Genomic DNA, 16,619 nt, shown 5'->3' with positions numbered 1-16,619 from the left:
AAATTTTTAAAATATTGTCGAGTCGTTATCGGAATCGCCGTCGCCGTTATGGTCTGCGTTGTAATTTGTTGTCAGCACTTTACAATTATGAGTTAGCTTTCAGGTCTAAAATTCAAAACCTTTAATTATAACATAGATTTTTTTTGCAAGAGGTCTATTGTAGCATTCTGGTTTTCAAGAGCGATCGTCCCCGAAGCTACTTTAGTAGCGAGCGCTACTTTTTTAGTACAATCTTATTGAAATCTATCGATTATGAACAGAAAATCCCTGGGAATCCATTTAATGAATCGGCTGAGCTATCCTCAAAAATTTACCTTAATAGGTTTTCTATTTGCGATGCCGTTAACCTTGGTCATGTACCTGCTGATTTACGAAATTAACAGCAGGGTAGATTTTGCCCAAAAAGAAATCTACGGTAATCAATACCTGCGCCTGCTGCGCCAGTTGAGGGAATACATACCGAAGCAACTTTTAGATTATCAGGGTTTAAATCCCAATTTAAGCAATCCAGAGTCCCGGGCAAATTTAGAAGCTAAGATTGACGCGAACTTTCAATCCCTGGCAAATACCGATCGCCAGTTAGGAAAAAAATTATTTTCTAGCGATAATTTTAATAACCTTTATCAAAATTGGCAAAATTTTAAACTTCGTCGCAGCCATTGGAGTTTAGAAACTTACGATGTTGTCTATAAAAAATTAGCATCTGACATTAATAGATTGAGCGTTCACGTCGGCGATACTTCCAATTTAATATTAGACCCCGATTTAGATACCTATTATTTGATTGATGCTACCTTATTGAAGCTTCCAGAAATGCAAAAAATATTGTCAGAGATTAGGCTAATTTCTCAAAAAAACAGCTTCCGCTCCGATGCCACACCTGAAGAAAGAGCGAAACTGATTACTTTGGCTGGCAAATTGAGAGAACTTAATCAGGATTTAGCAATCAATATGGAGGTAGGATTTAGCAATAATCCTCACGGGAATCTGCGACAGAAACTAAGCGATAATTTGACAAAATTTAATTCGGTAGTACAGCAGCTAACTGGGCAAATAGATAAACTGATTTATCCCACAGCCTTAGTGGAATATTATGCCTATTTTGATGGCAGCGATCGAGTTCTGGATTCGAGTTTGGAACTGTGGGACGAAACTGTTAACGAATTAGACTTTTTGCAGCAAAAACGCCTCGATATTTTTCTTACAAAAAAACACCTAATTTCTATTTTTGTGTTAATAAGTTTAGCCACAGTTATTTATTTATTTGTATCTTTTTACAGGGCTGTTATGCAAACTGTATTTATCCTTGACGAAGCTGCAAAAAAGATGGCAAGCGGCAATCTAGATCACAAAATTATTTTGGATAACAGAGATGAACTGGGGCAAGTTGTGGGTGCGTTTAACAATATTGCCGAGGCTTTAGTTAGTGCGAACCAAGAAGTTACTGTTCTCAACGATCGCCTAAAAGCCGAAAATATGCGGATGAGCGCTGAACTAGATGTTACTCGCAAGATTCAGCAGATGCTGCTGCCGAAAGACCGAGAACTAAAGGAAGTTATCGGCTTAGATATTGCGGGATTTATGGAAGCTGCTGATGAAGTAGGCGGCGACTATTACGACGTACTCCAGCACGAAGGTAGAGTGAAAATTGGCATTGGCGATGTGACGGGACACGGATTGGAGAGCGGCGTTTTAATGATTATGGTTCAAACGGCAGTGCGAACTTTGCTCGCCTACAAAGAACCCGATCCGGTCAGATTTTTAAGCGCTATTAACAGTGCAATTTACGATAACGTGCAGCGGATGAAATGCGACAAAAACGCTAGCCTTGCCTTGCTCGACTATGAGGAGGGGATGCTGAAGTTAAGCGGCCAGCACGAAGAAATGATTGTCGTGCGGTATAACGGTTCTGTAGAGCGGTTTGATACGATCGATTTGGGTTTCCCGATCGGGCTGGATGCAGATATTGCTGAATTTGTTGCTGAAACAATTGTGCAGTTGCATTCAGGAGATGTGGTAGTGCTGTACACTGACGGGATTACGGAAGCTAAAAATATGGATAAAGTGCTTTACGGTTTAGAGCGGTTAATTGAGGTAATACAGATTAATTGGCAGCGAACGGCCGCAGAAATCAGGCACGCTGTAATTAAAAACGTGCGATCGCACATCGGCGAACAAAAAATTTTTGACGACATCACATTGCTGGTACTCAAACAAAAATAGGTAATGGGGAATGGGGCAAAGAGGTCATTGGGCATAGGGAATGGGGCATGGGGCATGGGGCATGGTAGCAAATAACAATTAACAATTAACAAATAACAATTAACAATTAACAATTAACAATTAACAACAGTCAACAGTCAACAGTCAACAGTCAACAGTCAACAGTCAACAGTCAACAGTCAACAGTCAACAGTCAACAGTCAACACTCAACACTCAACAGTCAACACTCAACAGTCAACCAACAAATAATATGATTCAGATTTTCGGCGATTTCATCGAGCGGTCAGTTAGCCAAGAATACTTAATAATTGGGTTTTCCCCGAGTTCGATTCCCATGAAGCAGCGGTGGCGGAACAACGGTTTGTCGGCGGATTTTCTGGCTGACTACTTGACGAGTTTTTTTCCTGGAAACGAAGACGACCCCTCGACAATTGAAAGACAAGCTGAAATAAAAAGCGCTGTTAGCTACATTGCTAACGAGTTATTAGAGAATGCGATGAAGTTTAATGATGAAACCTCGGAGTACCCGATCGACATTAAACTGCAATTAGAGAGCGACGGAGTGATTTTCTCAGTTGCTAACAGCATCCCTCCGCAAGCTGTGGGCAAGTTTCAGGCTTACATTCAGCAGTTGCTGGCCTCCGAGCCTAGCGAGCTGTACATTCAGCAGTTGGAAAAAAATGCTGCTGACGAAAGCTTTATGGATTCTGGATTGGGCTTGCTGACCATGCTCACCGATTATACCGCCAAAATAGGCTGGAAGTTCAATACCGTGCAAAAAGACCCGGAAGTAATTGCGGTGACAACTATGGTGCAATTGAGAGTATAGGCCTGGTGGGCGATCGATAATATCTAAGGGACTTTTTTTTGTGGCAATGGAAATTAAGACAGAAGATTACCGGATCTGTTACGATCCAGCAACGACAACCGTGAGCTTTGTTGGCTCTCTAAGGCTTAGCGGGCCTGCGGAGTACGCGCCAATAGTGCAGTTGCTGGGCGAGGTGGCAGATGTCGAACAGGCGAAAATTACCCTCAATTTGCAGCAGTTAGAATTTTTGAACAGTTCTGGCATCAATATGCTGTCAAAGTTTATTATCGAGGTGCGCAACAAAGCCGGGGTGCAAATGGCGGTACAAGGCTCTCAACGCATAGCTTGGCAAGGTAAATCTTTGAAGAATTTGCAGCGCCTGATGCCGGGATTGCAGTTGGAATTATTATAGACACACGATTACTTTTATTGTGCGGGCTGTTGAGCAATTTTCTGTTAGTCGAGGCGCAAATTCTCGGGTTATGCTGGAAGAAGAACCATCTAGAGAACACCTACTTTTAGAAATAGAAAGATTGCGCCAGCAAGTGGAAGACTTGAAGGAGGAAAAAGCGGATCTGGAAATCTTGCTGGAAACTACTGCTGAACATTCCGATACTGTTGAAACTGAGTGGCGCTATCGAGCATTGGAGGCGGTGCGGGAAGGCGAAATCAAGCTGGCTCAATTTCTGGAAGCGATTCCGATAGGCGTGGCGGTGCTCGATTCTCAAGGCAGACCTTACTACATCAATCACGCCGGACAGCAGTTATTCGGTCAAGGGGTTTTGCCGTTAAATAACGTTAATGATTTTTCAGAAAGTTATCAAGTTTATATTGCGGGAACTGATACTATTTACCCTTCCGAGAAGTTGCCCATCGTCCGAGCTTTGAGGGGCGAAAGCGCGACGGTTGATGATATGGAAATTCATCAACCAGACAAGAAAGTTCCCCTTGAAACTTGGGGAACGCCAATTTTTGACGACACTGGAAAAGTTGCTTTTGCAATCGCAGTTTTTCAAGATGTCACGGAACGCAAACAAGCTGAAACCGAGCGCCATAAATTTATTAATAAACTATTTGAACTCAATCAAAATTTGGAAAAATCCCTGGATGCCGAATCAGAATTAACGGATGCCTACGGGCGATTTGTGCCTCATCAATTTCTAAATTTATTGGGATACGAAAGTATTATCGATGTCAATTTAGGCGACCAAGTGCAGGAGGAAATGTCGGTACTGTTTGCGGATATCCGCGACTTCACGGCGCTTTCAGAAACGATGACGCCGCAACAAAATTTTAATTTTATCAATGCTTACCTTTCGCGGATGGAGCCTGCTATTACTAGCAATAACGGCTTTATTGACAAATACATCGGCGATGCAATTATGGCTCTGTTTAGCGACTATGCAGATGATGCAGTGAAAGCGGGTATTGCGATGCTAAATATCCTGACTGATTACAACGAACACCGTCAAAGTGTCGGCTACATCCCGATTCAAATTGGCATTGGCATCAATTCGGGTTCTTTGATGCTGGGGACAGTCGGCGGCAAAAGCCGAATGGACAGCACTGTGATTAGCGATGCTGTTAATTTGGCATCTCGCATTGAAGGATTGACCAAAGATTACGGCGTACCTCTGTTAATTTCTCACCAGACTTTGGAACGGTTGCGAAATCCGGCTGATTATGCTATTCGGATTGTGGATAAAGTACAGGTAAAAGGCAAATCTCAATATGTCGTAGTCTATGAAGTATTTGATGCCGATCCTGCGGAAATTCTGTCGGCAAAGCTAGCGAATTTGCCTGTATATACTGAAGCTATGTTACTGTGCGATCGCAAGGAGTTCCGAGAAGCGGGAAAATTGTTTGAAGAGTGTTTGCGGACAAATCCGAGCGATCCGGTAGCTCGCATTTACTTGAAACGCTGTCGGGATTGGCGATCGCTTCTCAAAGGAATTTAAAGCAAGTCATTAGTCATTAGTCAACACATCAGACAGTTTTTGATTACCAACTGTAGAATGACGGTTTCAAGGCGATCGATATCAGGGCAACCCTTGCCGAGGCAAAGGATATGGGAAAACCAAGAGTTTCAGACTAGGAACTCAAAACGCCAGGGGAGGCGATCGCACTCGCAACCTCAGAAATCCGGTTTCCGACTATATTGCTCGTTAATAAACCTAGGAGGTGTGCGAAAAACCAAGTTTATAGCCCACCCATGAGTAAACACTGAAACTCTCTGGAGTGTTGTGATAATATTATGAGTAATTTGGAGTGTCAAAAAAAGACGATGAGAATCAACAAGCAGCAGCCTAGAATATCTATAAAACCTTCAGTGATTAAAGCTATAGCTCTTTTCTGTCTGTGCTGCTTGTTAACTGCAAGCTGCGGACAGAGGGCCAATCGATCGGTGAATGCGAGCGGCGAAAATGCTAATAACCGCGTTACTATTGGCACAACCTTGAAATTGCGGACGATCGACCCTGCGGACGCTTACGAAATTATATCAGGGCAACTGCTGCAAAATTTGGGCGATACTCTCTACACTTACAAGTCGGGAACTACTGAGTTAATCCCGCACTTAGCGACAGCAATGCCAAAAGTTAGCCAAGACGGATTGACATATACAATCCCCTTGCGTCAAGGCGTTATTTTTCACGACGACACACCGTTTAACGCCGCAGCAATGGAGTTTTCCTTGCAGCGGTTTATCAAAAATGGCGGCCGTCCCTCTTTCTTGTTGAGCGATGCAGTAGAATCTGTGAAAGCGACGGGCGAATACGAATTAACTTTTCAACTCAAAAAGCCTTTTGCTGCTTTTCCTTCCCTGTTGACTTTCGCCGGTACTTGTGCAGTTTCTCCAAAAGCCTACGAGATTGGGGAGGGTAAATTTAAACCCGATACGTTTGTAGGAACTGGACGCTACAAGTTGGCGAAGTACGGCAGCGATTCTCTCAAGTTTGACGTGTTTGACAAGTATTGGGGAGAAAAACCTGTTAATCAAGGAATTGACCTTTTGCTGCTTTCTAGTTCGTCAAATTTGTTCAATAGTTTTCGGACTGGTGGAGTCGATGTGGCTTATTTGTCTCTGGATGCAGACCAAGTTCAAAGCTTGGACGAGGGAGCAAAACAAGGGAAATGGCAGGAAATCGCGGGGGAAAGCAGTACGGTTAGTTACATGACGCTGAATACCAAATCTAAACCGCTGGATAAGTTAGAAGTGAGACAGGCGATCGCAGCAGCGATGGATCGCCCGCTGATTAACGATCGCGTACTGCGGGGACAAGCACAACCGCTTTACAGTCTGATTCCCACAACCTTCGACGTTCAAAAACCAGTTTTTAAAGAACTGTACGGCGATGCCAACACTGCAAAGGCTAAAGAACTTTTAACGAAAGCGGGATACTCGGCCGCCAATCCTTTTGTTCTGCAAATTTGGTATCCTTCAGCTTCCACAAAACGAGCTTTAGTGGCGAGTACGATCGAGGCGCAAGCTAAACTCAAAATGGACGGGATAATGCAGGTAGAAATTAACAGCGTTGAATCTCCGACTTTGTTTCAAAATATAGAGAAGGGGATTTATCCTGCCGTTTTAGTTGATTGGTATGCCGACTTTTTCGACGCCGACAATTACATTCAGCCGTTTTTGGATTGTGCCACCGGTTCGGCCGCCGGGGGCTGTGAAAAGGGTGCTAGTCAAGGTCAGGGTTCGTTTTATTATAGCGATCGGGTAAATGAACTGATCGACAAACAGCGCAAAGAACCAAACCCGCAAACCCGCAAAGCCCTTTTTGCTGAAATTCAAGATATACTAGGTCGAGATGTACCTTTCATCCCCCTTTGGCAGGATAAAGACTATACCTTTGCTCAAAAAAACGTGACGGGTGTCCGTCTCGAACCGACCCAATCCTTTCCCTTTTGGTTCCTGAAAAAGCAATAATTCTTTACAAGAATTGACCGGAGTTGAAACCTCAATAATTATTGCATATTTTGTGCAAAATAGGGTGATGATTGTCACAGTTTATCAAAGAGACCGATCACCCTACTCTCTCAAAAAATGTTGGATATTATTAGAGAGAGATATCGCTGAGGGTGAGTATATGAAATTTGCAATTTTAACAACAACAGGGCTGCTAATTGCGATCGGTTTTGCCTCTGGAGTCAAAGCAGAAAACGTATCACAAGTCAAGCAACTATTAGAAACTAAAAAATGTACCCAATGTGACTTGACAGGAGCGCAACTTGCTGGTATGGATCTCAGCGGAGCAGACTTGAGCGGTGCAAATCTGCGGGGTGCAAACTTGAGCGGCGCTAACCTCAACGAAGCCAAACTGAACCAAGCAAATCTGAAACAAGCTAAATTGCAAGGTGCGAGTTTAATTGCGGCTAAAATGCACGGGGCTAATTTGGAGGGTGCTGATTTGAGCCGCGCTAACCTGAGTCTGGCGGGTTTAGTAATTGCCAGTTTGAAAAATACCAACCTCACCAGCGCTAATTTAATCGGCGCTAATTTAGAAAGTGCAGATTTGGCGGGTGCGAACCTGAGAAATGCTCGCCAGTCTGTAGCGAATTTAGCAAATGTCAGCCTCCGGGGCGGCAGTTTGTCGGGAATAGACGTACAGGGAGTCAACTTGCGGGATGCAAATTTGACCAATGCAAATTTGAACGGTGCAAATTTGAACGGTTCCGACTTGACCGGTGCTAATTTAAAGAATGCCAATATGGCAAATGTAGATTTGAAAAACGCTTCTCTGCCGTAGGACGATCGCCAATTGCTATATCAAATTTCGGTGATTAACCAGCTTAATATAATGTAGGGGCAATTCTGAAATTGCCCCTACAGTTTTTTTTAATTGTAGGATTTATCTCGTTTCCGGTTGCTGCGTAGGTCAATCGATTTTAGATTTTAGATTTTAGATTAAAGAATTGAAGCATTGACCCCACGGATAAATTCGGGGGCTCCTTTATCGGATACAGGTTTTTTATTTCTCCACGGATGAATCCGGGGGCTTGTATCCTGGATGCTTTCGGTCATTGTTCGGTGTGTGAAGCTTTTCCATGGCATCTGCGATTGCTTCATATTTTGATGTCGGATCAATCTTCTTCCTGAGTATCTTGGGCGAAGCGGATAATGTCATCATCGCCGAGGTATTCGCCATTTTGGATTTCAATCATCACTAGGGGAATAACGCCTGGATTTTCTACGCGGTGGGCAGTATTCATGGGAACGTAGGTTGACTGTTTCTGCATGAGAATCGTCTCTTTGTCGTCGCAGATAACTTTAGCGGTACCGGAGACGACAACCCAGTGCTCGCTGCGGTGATAGTGCATTTGGGTGCTGATGTGATGCCCCGGTTTGACTTCAATGCGATTGATCTTGTAACGATCGCCCGCGTCTATGACTGTAACTTTGCCCCAAAACCGGGTTTGTGTGCGATCGTCCATTTTTTCGATTGTGTCCACTGTTTCCACCATCCTGTTTATTTCGCTAACGGTGTATGTAAAAATAACTGTAGTTAAAAGTATATCAGGGATTGAGTAAGTGCGATCGCATTAAACATTACTCAATTAGCCGCCATTCGCGAGCATCAATAAATTGCGATAAATGCCCCACATTTGTGGTAGCAATTACCACCTCATGCCCTTCATTTGCCTCCAATATTGCTTGAGCCGCCAAAATCACATCCCCGTCAAGTGCATTGGCTTCTGCTGTTGGTCTTCCTCTCATTCTCGCTTGCGCCCACAACTGAGCGGCCAAAAGCATTACTTCTGTAGTCAAAGGACGGTATGTAAGTTGTAATTTCAGTTCATCAAGCCGTTGAAGACCTGCTAATTTACCTGCTGCGCGAATTAATTCGCGTCGCACTTCGTAGTCAGCAATTTCAGGCAGTATTACAGTGTAACCTTTCTGTGGCAAAGATTGCAGCCAAAGTTTGCCCTCTTGATATAAAGGAGAGGTGGCTTTGGGATTGGTAACAATTCCTAACGGCCCAGAATCTAACAACACTATTCTGCTCATGGAATGCTCTTATATATGCACGGGGTTTTCTTCTAGTGCCTTGCGGAGAACTTCAGCGGTTTCTGTTTGCTCCTGTTCATCTCCATCGTCAACCCAAGACTGTAGCAATTTGCTCAGAGCTTCGTGCTGCTGTACGGGATCGATGGTCTTAATTTCGTCTGTAGCTTTTATCGAAGTATCGGGGGTTCCTGGCTTCATTGTTACTGTGGAGCGAAATAGCCGAATCATCTGAAGTAAGTTTGGCCAATATTCTCTCGGAGTTTGCTGAATCTCCCGCAAAAAATCTACAATTTCTTCGCCTATGCGAGTTTCAGGCGCTGAAGTTGCTGTCGGTTGGCTTTCACTGATTAAAGCTTGTTCAGGCATAATCACTTTTCTCCTTTCTCAGATTTATATGAAATTCGATCGACTTACGAAAAGGGGAGCGGGGCCGGTCGATCAATATCCTGGATGTGAATTAGAAATGCAGGCGTGAACCCCTACTTTTATTATAAACAAAAGGCGGGCGATCGCCCGCCGCACTTTTTACCTGCTCAAAACACCATCGGGAATTCCCAAAATATCCTCAATTCTAGGCATATCTTCCAAAGCAATCACTCGCCCTTCATCCTCAAAACCAGCAATTTGATCGAAATTCAAATACCGATACAAATCACCAGCAAAAGGATCGATTCTCTTCGACACAATGTCGTTGTATTCTTGGACTGTAGGAATGCGACCCAAGAGCGAACAAACTGCTGCCAATTCCGCCGAACCGAGATAAACTTGCGCGTCTTTGCCCATACGGTTGTTAAAGTTGCGAGTAGAAGTTGAAAACACCGTTGTCGCATCTTTAACCCGCGCTTGATTTCCCATACAAAGACTGCAACCGGGCATTTCTGTGCGAGCTCCCGCGGCTCCAAAAATGCTGTAATAACCTTCTTCTTTGAGTTGCTGTTCGTCCATCCGAGTTGGCGGACAAATCCACAGGCGAGTTTTCACTTCTCCTGCACCTTCCAACACCTTCGCAGTGGCGCGGTAGTGACCGATATTTGTCATGCAAGAACCGACAAATACTTCGTCAACCCGATCGCCCGCAACCTCACTCAACAACTTAACATTATCCGGGTCATTCGGAGCAGCCACGATCGGCTCTTTAATCTCGTTCAGATCGATTTCGATGATTTCAACATATTCCGCATCAGCATCCGCCTCCATCAGCACCGGATTTGCCAGCCATTCCTCCATCTTCGCCACCCGGCGCATCATAGTCCGCGCATCTTCGTAGCCCCGCGCTACCATATTTTTCAGCAGCGCGACATTGGAACGAATGTACTCGGAAACAGTCTCCACGCTCAATTTAATCGTGCATCCGGCGCAAGAACGCTCGGCCGTCGCATCGGTCAATTCAAAAGCCTGCTCGACCTTCAAATCTGGCAAACCTTCAATCTCCATAATCCGCCCAGAAAAGACATTCTTCTTATTCTGTTTCGAGACTGTCAGCAAACCTTTTTGAATTGCCACGTAGGGAATTGCATTCACAACATCCCGCAGCGTTACTCCGGGCTGCAATTCGCCCTTAAACCGCACTAAAACCGATTCCGGCATATCCAAAGGCATGACGCCCAAGGCAGCAGCAAATGCTACTAATCCCGAACCCGCAGGAAAGGAAATTCCTAAAGGAAAACGAGTGTGAGAATCGCCGCCGGTTCCCACTGTATCCGGCAATAACATTCGGTTCAGCCAAGAGTGAATAATGCCGTCTCCGGGGCGCAAAGCTATGCCGGCCCGCTGTGACATGAAATCGGGCAATTCATGGTGAGTTTTGACATCAACTGGTTTCGGATAAGCGGCGGTGTGGCAGAAACTTTGAAGTACCAAATCGGCGCTAAATCCCAAACAAGCAAGTTCTTTCAATTCGTCCCGAGTCATCGGTCCGGTGGTATCTTGCGAGCCGACTGTTGTCATGGCTGGTTCACAAGATGTACCGGGACGAACGCCGGACAAACCGCAAGCTTTCCCTACCATTTTCTGTGCTAAGGTAAAGCCTTTGCCGGTATCGGCGGGAATAGTCGGGCGGGTAAAAATAGCGCTTGGTTCTAGTCCTAAAGCTTCGCGGGTTTTGTCGGTTAAAGTGCGTCCAATTAATAGCGGAATTCGGCCGCCTGCGCGAACTTCGTCTAGAATTGTGTCGGGTTTGAGAGTGAAGGTGGAGATGATTTCTCCGGCTTCGTTGGTAATTTCGCCTTTGTAGGGATGGATGGTAATTACCATTCCTGTTTCCATTTTGGAGACATCGCATTCGATCGGCAAAGCGCCGGAATCTTCAGCCGTATTGAAGAAAATCGGGGCGATCGCACTTCCTAAAATATAACCGCCGCTGCGCTTGTTGGGCACAAACGGAATATCGTTACCGATGTGCCACAGCACGGAATTAATCGCCGATTTCCGCGAGGAACCGGTGCCGACAACATCGCCGACGTAGGCTACGGGATGGCCTTTTTGCTTCAATTCTGCAATGGTTTGCAGAGCTCCGGGCATTTTACTTTCCAGCATTACCAAAGCGTGCAGGGGAATGTCCGGCCGCGTGGTAGCATGAGGTGCTGGCGACAAGTCATCGGTATTCGTTTCTCCGGGAACTTTGAAGACTGTAACGGTAATGACGGACGGCAGTTGGGGGCGGCTGGTGAACCACTCGGCTGCAGCCCAAGAATCGACTACCTGCTTGGCGTAGGGATTGGTATCGGATAAAGTCAGAATGTCGTGGAAGGCGTCGAATACTAACAGGGTTTTGCTCAAGGCCCGGGCTGCGGTGGCGCCAATGGCGCTTTCGGCAGTGGGATTGAGCAAATCGATCAAAGAGTGGACGTTGTAACCGCCCATCATTGTCCCCAGCAGGTAAACTGCCCACTTGGGAGCAATTAGAGGGCTGTGGATTTCGCCTTTAGCAATGCCGGTTAAAAAACCAGCTTTAACGTAGGCAGCGCTGTCTACTCCGGGCGGGACGCGATCGCGCAATAATTCTATTAAGGCTTCCTCTTCCCCCGGTGGCGGATTTTTCAGCAGTTCGCAAAGTTCTGAGGTTTGCTGGGCGTCTAGCGGCAGCGGTGGAATTCCCAAAGCGGCTCGTAAAGCAGCCTGTTGGCGGTAAGACTCAAGCATTTATCGTGTCTCCTCCGATAGCATTCGGTGATTGTTTGCAGATTAGTTTACATTTCAGATGAGGAGCAGGCGTCCACATCCGGGAAAGTAACCCGCTCTTATCAGAACTTAACGCAACTTAAGAAACAGTAGATTTCCATACCAAAGACAGATGTGCTCTCGACGGGCCGAACAGTTTAGGGGCGTTGAGTTGCGTTGTTCTGGTTAAAATTAATGTGTTGTGGGCTACTGTCGATCGTCCTCTGCATCTTCCATCGTCATTTACCACAAGTTTAAAAAAGTTGTCCTGCTAATGGATCGATTAAAAAATGGAAAGTTTTATCCCTGAAAACTCTGAAACCTGTCGGGGCTGTGCCTCCAAGCCAGACTTGTACAAAGAGCTGCCAGGAACCAAAGAATTACTGCTGACGATCGCCAACTCGATGCCGGTGCCACTGGTCATCAGCACTCTGGCTGATGGCCAGATTCTCTATTGTAACGATTTATGCGGTATGGCCTTCGGACTGACAGCATCCGAGTTGATCGGTCGCCAAACAGCCGAAACACTCTACAGCCAGCCTGCAGACCGCCAGGCACTGCTGGAGATCCTCGCTCTTGACGGACACGTCCGCGAGGCCGAAGTCTGCCTCAAAACAAGTGACGGCACGCTGTTTTGGGCAACTGTATCAATGCGGTATCTGACATTGCTGTCGGAAAGAGCTGTTCTGTCGGTGTTCTGCGACATTACCGAGCGCAAGCGAGCCGCCGCGAAGGAGCAGGAATTGCTCGCGTCAATCCACTTGCGGGCCCGCCAGCAAGCGGCCGTCGCTTACTTGGGGCAGCAGGCCCTGGCCGAAACAGATTTGTCTGCACTGATGGACAAAGCTGCGGTTTTAATTGCTCAAACGCTGGACGTTGATTATTGTCAGTTGTTAGAACTGTTGCCCTCGGGCCATGCTTTTATGCTGCGAGCGGGGGTTGGCTGGCAGCCGGGCCTTGTCGGCAGCGCTACTGTTACCGCTTCTGCCCGATCGCAAGCAGGTTACACATTGCTAGTGGGCCAAGCGACGATCGTCGAAGATTTGCGGGTGGAAACGCGCTTTAGCGAGTTGCCGCTGCTGCACAACCACCGGGCTATCAGCGGCGTCACTGTCATCGTTCCCGGCAATCGAGGACTGGAGAGGAACTGGGGACAAGCAGAACCGGAGAACACTTCCTCTTCGCAGGCTTGGGGCGTTTTGGGGGTTCACACCAATCAAGGGCGGGTTTTCAGTCAAGATGACGTTTATTTTGTAGAAGCGATCGCCAACGTGTTAGCTGCGGCGATCGAGCGGATTCGATCGCAAGAGCGCTTGCAAATGATGGAACGGGCGATCGAAAGCAGCAGCAACGGCATTGTAATTACCGATGCGACGCTTGCAGACAATCCGATTATTTATGTCAATCCCAGTTTTGAGCGGATAACGGGTTATTGCAGAGATGAGTTAATCGGTAAAAATTGCCGGTTTTTGCAGCGCCCAGACACGAGTCGGGAGGCTGTAGAAGAGCTGCGAATCGCTATTGAAGAAGGCAGGAATTCTCAAGTTGTATTGCAGAACTTTAGGAAAGATGGCTCGTCTTTTTGGAACGAACTGTCGATCGCTCCGGTGTACAACTCGCGGCGCCACTTAACCCACTTTATTGGAGTTCAAACCGATATTACCGACCGCCAGCGAGCGGAAGAAGAATTATTTTTAAAGTCTCAAGCTTTAGCAGCTTTTAGCGCTAATCTCAAACAGTTGCACCGGATTACAACTTATCATTATCAAAATTTTGAAGAACTGGTTAACGATTATCTAACAGCAGGCTGTTTGATTTTTGGACTTTCTATTGGCATCATGGCTGAAGTTGAGAGTGAAACTTTTATCGTGCGGGCGGTAAAAACAGATTTAGAATACTTTGTGCGCGGCTTAGAATTAAATCTCGGCGATACTTACTGCGCTGCGGTGATGAAACTTCAGAAAACAGTTGCGTGTTCTCATATGGGAGCAAAAATTGAGATGCGCGAACATCCAGCTTATCAAAAATGCAAGTCGGAATCTTACATCGGAACGCCGATATTTGTTAACAATAAAACTTACGGCACGTTGAGTTTTAGTTCGAGAGAAATCAAGAAAAAAGATTTTGAGTACGAGGAAATAGAAATCATAGAATTGATGGCTCAAAGCATCGGTAAAATTCTGGCGGTTCACCAAATGGAAGTCGAACGCCAGCAAGCCGAAAAAGAGCGCTGCGAGTTGATAGTATCTCTCCAAGAAAGTGAAGAACGCTATCGCCGTTTAGTAGAACTATCTCCCGAAGCGATCGCCGTTCACAGTCAAGGGAAAATCGCCTACATCAATGCAGCAGGCGCTAAACTCTTGGGCGCCAGCTCTCCAGCAGCGCTAATCGGCTTTGCGGTATTGCATTTCGTCCATCCAAACTATGTGGAAAAAGCCAGAGAGCGGATTCGGCAAGTCGAGGAAGAAAATAAGCCGATCGAGCTAGCCGAAGAAAAACTGATGCGGCTCGACGGACAAATAATAGACGTTGAAGTTGCCGGCATCCCCGCGACTTATCAAGGCTCAGCCGCCGCCCAGATTATTATCAGAGATGTCACCGAGCGCAAGCGAGTAGAACGGCAACTGCTGCACGGCGCTTTTCACGATGCGCTTACGGGTTTGCCCAACCGCGTTTTGTTCCTCGACAGGCTAGGACAAGCCATCCGCCGATCCAATCAGTCCCCCGATTACAAATTTGGTTTACTTTTCCTAGATTTAGACCGCTTCAAAGTAGTGAATGATTCTTTAGGACACCTTCTAGGAGACAAACTGCTAATCGCCCTCGCGCATCGGCTGCAAACCTGCGTGCGGGCTTCTGATACCGTCGCCCGGCTGGGGGGAGACGAATTCACCATCCTGCTAGACAACATTCAGAGCCTCAGCGACGCCACCCAAGCAGCTAACAGGATACAAACAGAACTGACTCTGCCGTTTAATATCGAAGGACACGAAGTATTTACCACCGCTAGCATTGGCATTGTTTTCAGTCCAGGCGAAGTCGCAGCAGCCGACAGCGGCGAATCGAATCTGTACACTCACCCGGAAGAATTCTTGCGCGATGCTGACATTGCGATGTACCGCGCTAAAGCTTTGGGCAAGGCCCGCCACGAGGTGTTTAATTTGGCGATGCACGACCAAACTATGTCGCTGTTGCAGTTAGAAACTGACCTGCGGTTGGCTATTTTGGGCACGGAGGAATTAGGTTCGAGCAAGAATGAATGTTCGCACTTTATTGTCCACTACCAACCCATTGTTTCGATCGCCAGCGGTGCGATCGAGGGTTTTGAGGCTTTGGTGCGCTGGCAGCACCCGGTTCGGGGTCTAGTGCCGCCGTCTACTTTTATTCCTGTAGCTGAAGAAACCGGCTTGATCGTGCCTCTGGGAGCCTGGGTGCTGCGGGAAGCTTGCCGGCAATTGCGCCTTTGGCAAGAAATGTTAAGGGATTTTGAGGGAACAAGGAAGAGGGCAAAAAGCAGTGTACGGCATTTAACGGATAGAAGGCAGCAGCAAGAAGGAAGTTCGGCAAAAATCAGTGTACGTCATTTAACGGATAGAAGGAAGCAGCAGGAAGGAAGTTCGGCAAAAAGCAGTGTACGGCATTTAACGGATAGAAGGAAGCAGCAAGAAGGAAGAAGTAAGAAGGAGGAAGTCAGAGACTTTTTAACTGACTCTAATTCCCAATTACAAATTACCAATTACCAATTACCAATTACCAATTACCAGTTACCAATTATCGATCCTTCGCAATTAACAATGAGCGTCAATCTTTCTCCGAAACAGTTAGGTCTGCCGAATTTGATCGAACACATAGATGAAATTTTGGCAGAAACTGGCTGCGATCCGAGCTGTTTAAAATTGGAGATTACTGAAAGCGCGATCGTGGAAAATGTGAAGAAAGCCAATATTGTGTTCGCCGAATTAAAAGGTAGAAATATTCGATTGTCGATAGACGATTTCGGTACTGGCTATTCGTCTCTGAGTTACTTGCACCGCTTTCCGCTGGATACGCTGAAGATCGATCGATCTTTTGTGAGCCGCTTGGGGGCGATCGAAAACGGTGACGGCGGGGAACAACCTTTACAAATTGTGCGGGCAATTGTGACTTTGGCTCACAATTTGGGATTGAATGCGATCGCCGAAGGTGTTGAGACAGTCGAACAGTTAGAACAGCTTCGAGCACTCGGATGCGAACTTGCTCAGGGATATTTGTTTTCTAAACCTTTGGACAGTGCCGCGATCGCTGAAATGCTCAAACAATCGATGGTTGGTTGTTAGTTGTTAGTTGTTGGTTGTTAGTCATTGGTCACAAGTTAAGCCTGTATGCCAGTTGTCAAGGGGATTTGAGAACATGTGTCAAAGAAAAATTGGTTTTTG

The 16,619-nt window shown here is 46.2% G+C and carries 11 protein-coding genes and 1 pseudogene; 8 read left to right on the top strand and 4 right to left on the bottom strand.

Going from position 1 to position 16,619, the window contains the following annotated elements; genetic code table 11:
- The 7 genes and pseudogenes from QUA02_RS30490 to QUA02_RS30460 form a co-directional block, all read left to right on the top strand.
- Window positions 1–125 (top strand): annotated as a pseudogene (locus QUA02_RS30490) (IS5/IS1182 family transposase); the annotation flags it as partial.
- A 127-nt stretch (window positions 126–252) separates the two neighbouring features.
- Entirely contained in the window at window positions 253–2,223 is a 1,971-nt protein-coding gene (locus QUA02_RS30485) for a PP2C family protein-serine/threonine phosphatase (RefSeq protein WP_333033321.1), read from the top strand.
- Between the two features lie 251 nt (window positions 2,224–2,474).
- Complete coding sequence (locus tag QUA02_RS30480; RefSeq protein WP_333033320.1) at window positions 2,475–3,053, top strand: slr1658 family protein; 579 nt, start codon at window positions 2,475–2,477, stop codon at window positions 3,051–3,053.
- 46 nt (window positions 3,054–3,099) lie between these two features.
- Complete coding sequence (locus QUA02_RS30475) at window positions 3,100–3,444, top strand: slr1659 superfamily regulator (protein ID WP_333033324.1); 345 nt, start codon at window positions 3,100–3,102, stop codon at window positions 3,442–3,444.
- Window positions 3,445–3,514: 70 nt separating this feature from the next.
- Window positions 3,515–4,990 (top strand): adenylate/guanylate cyclase domain-containing protein, encoded by a 1,476-nt coding sequence (locus QUA02_RS30470; RefSeq protein WP_333033319.1) that lies wholly within the window; start codon window positions 3,515–3,517, stop codon window positions 4,988–4,990.
- Between the two features lie 326 nt (window positions 4,991–5,316).
- Window positions 5,317–6,966, top strand: coding sequence for an ABC transporter substrate-binding protein (locus QUA02_RS30465; RefSeq protein ID WP_333033323.1), 1,650 nt, complete (start codon window positions 5,317–5,319; stop codon window positions 6,964–6,966).
- 160 nt (window positions 6,967–7,126) lie between these two features.
- Entirely contained in the window at window positions 7,127–7,786 is a 660-nt protein-coding gene (locus QUA02_RS30460) for a pentapeptide repeat-containing protein (protein WP_333033318.1), read from the top strand.
- Between the two features lie 334 nt (window positions 7,787–8,120).
- Here the strand turns inward: QUA02_RS30460 and QUA02_RS30455 are convergent, their stop codons facing one another.
- From QUA02_RS30455 to acnB, 4 genes are all read right to left on the bottom strand, one after another.
- Complete coding sequence (locus QUA02_RS30455) at window positions 8,121–8,501, bottom strand: cupin domain-containing protein (RefSeq protein WP_445305225.1); 381 nt, start codon at window positions 8,499–8,501, stop codon at window positions 8,121–8,123.
- 85 nt (window positions 8,502–8,586) lie between these two features.
- Window positions 8,587–9,045, bottom strand: a complete 459-nt coding sequence (locus tag QUA02_RS30450; protein WP_333033317.1) for a PIN domain-containing protein — start codon at window positions 9,043–9,045, stop codon at window positions 8,587–8,589.
- A gap of 9 nt (window positions 9,046–9,054) precedes the next feature.
- A complete protein-coding gene (locus QUA02_RS30445; protein ID WP_333033316.1) occupies window positions 9,055–9,411 on the bottom strand; it encodes a hypothetical protein in 357 nt (118 codons plus the stop codon).
- Window positions 9,412–9,570: 159 nt separating this feature from the next.
- Window positions 9,571–12,186, bottom strand: a complete 2,616-nt coding sequence (gene acnB / locus QUA02_RS30440; protein WP_333033313.1) for a bifunctional aconitate hydratase 2/2-methylisocitrate dehydratase — start codon at window positions 12,184–12,186, stop codon at window positions 9,571–9,573.
- A gap of 308 nt (window positions 12,187–12,494) precedes the next feature.
- On the opposite strand from acnB, the gene QUA02_RS30435 reads away from it, so the two are divergent.
- A complete protein-coding gene (locus QUA02_RS30435) occupies window positions 12,495–16,520 on the top strand; it encodes a sensor domain-containing protein (protein WP_333033312.1) in 4,026 nt (1,341 codons plus the stop codon).
- Window positions 16,521–16,619 lie beyond the last annotated feature (99 nt).

The sequence above is a fragment of the Microcoleus pseudofavosus SVA1_A4 genome (assembly GCF_036700565.1).
Lineage (GTDB): Bacteria > Cyanobacteriota > Cyanobacteriia > Cyanobacteriales > Microcoleaceae > Microcoleus.
Note: the sequence above shows the minus strand (reverse complement) of the source record. Positions and strands in the feature narration are given on the sequence as shown.

Coding starts and splice junctions, on each gene's coding strand:
- QUA02_RS30455 (WP_445305225.1), bottom strand. CDS start 8,501: ATGGTGGAAACAGTGGACACAATCGAAAAAATGGACGATCGCACACAA.
- QUA02_RS30460 (WP_333033318.1), top strand. CDS start 7,127: ATGAAATTTGCAATTTTAACAACAACAGGGCTGCTAATTGCGATCGGT.
- QUA02_RS30480 (WP_333033320.1), top strand. CDS start 2,475: ATGATTCAGATTTTCGGCGATTTCATCGAGCGGTCAGTTAGCCAAGAA.
- QUA02_RS30450 (WP_333033317.1), bottom strand. CDS start 9,045: ATGAGCAGAATAGTGTTGTTAGATTCTGGGCCGTTAGGAATTGTTACC.
- QUA02_RS30485 (WP_333033321.1), top strand. CDS start 253: ATGAACAGAAAATCCCTGGGAATCCATTTAATGAATCGGCTGAGCTAT.
- QUA02_RS30445 (WP_333033316.1), bottom strand. CDS start 9,411: ATGCCTGAACAAGCTTTAATCAGTGAAAGCCAACCGACAGCAACTTCA.
- QUA02_RS30475 (WP_333033324.1), top strand. CDS start 3,100: ATGGAAATTAAGACAGAAGATTACCGGATCTGTTACGATCCAGCAACG.
- acnB (WP_333033313.1), bottom strand. CDS start 12,186: ATGCTTGAGTCTTACCGCCAACAGGCTGCTTTACGAGCCGCTTTGGGA.
- QUA02_RS30465 (WP_333033323.1), top strand. CDS start 5,317: ATGAGAATCAACAAGCAGCAGCCTAGAATATCTATAAAACCTTCAGTG.
- QUA02_RS30435 (WP_333033312.1), top strand. CDS start 12,495: ATGGAAAGTTTTATCCCTGAAAACTCTGAAACCTGTCGGGGCTGTGCC.
- QUA02_RS30470 (WP_333033319.1), top strand. CDS start 3,515: ATGCTGGAAGAAGAACCATCTAGAGAACACCTACTTTTAGAAATAGAA.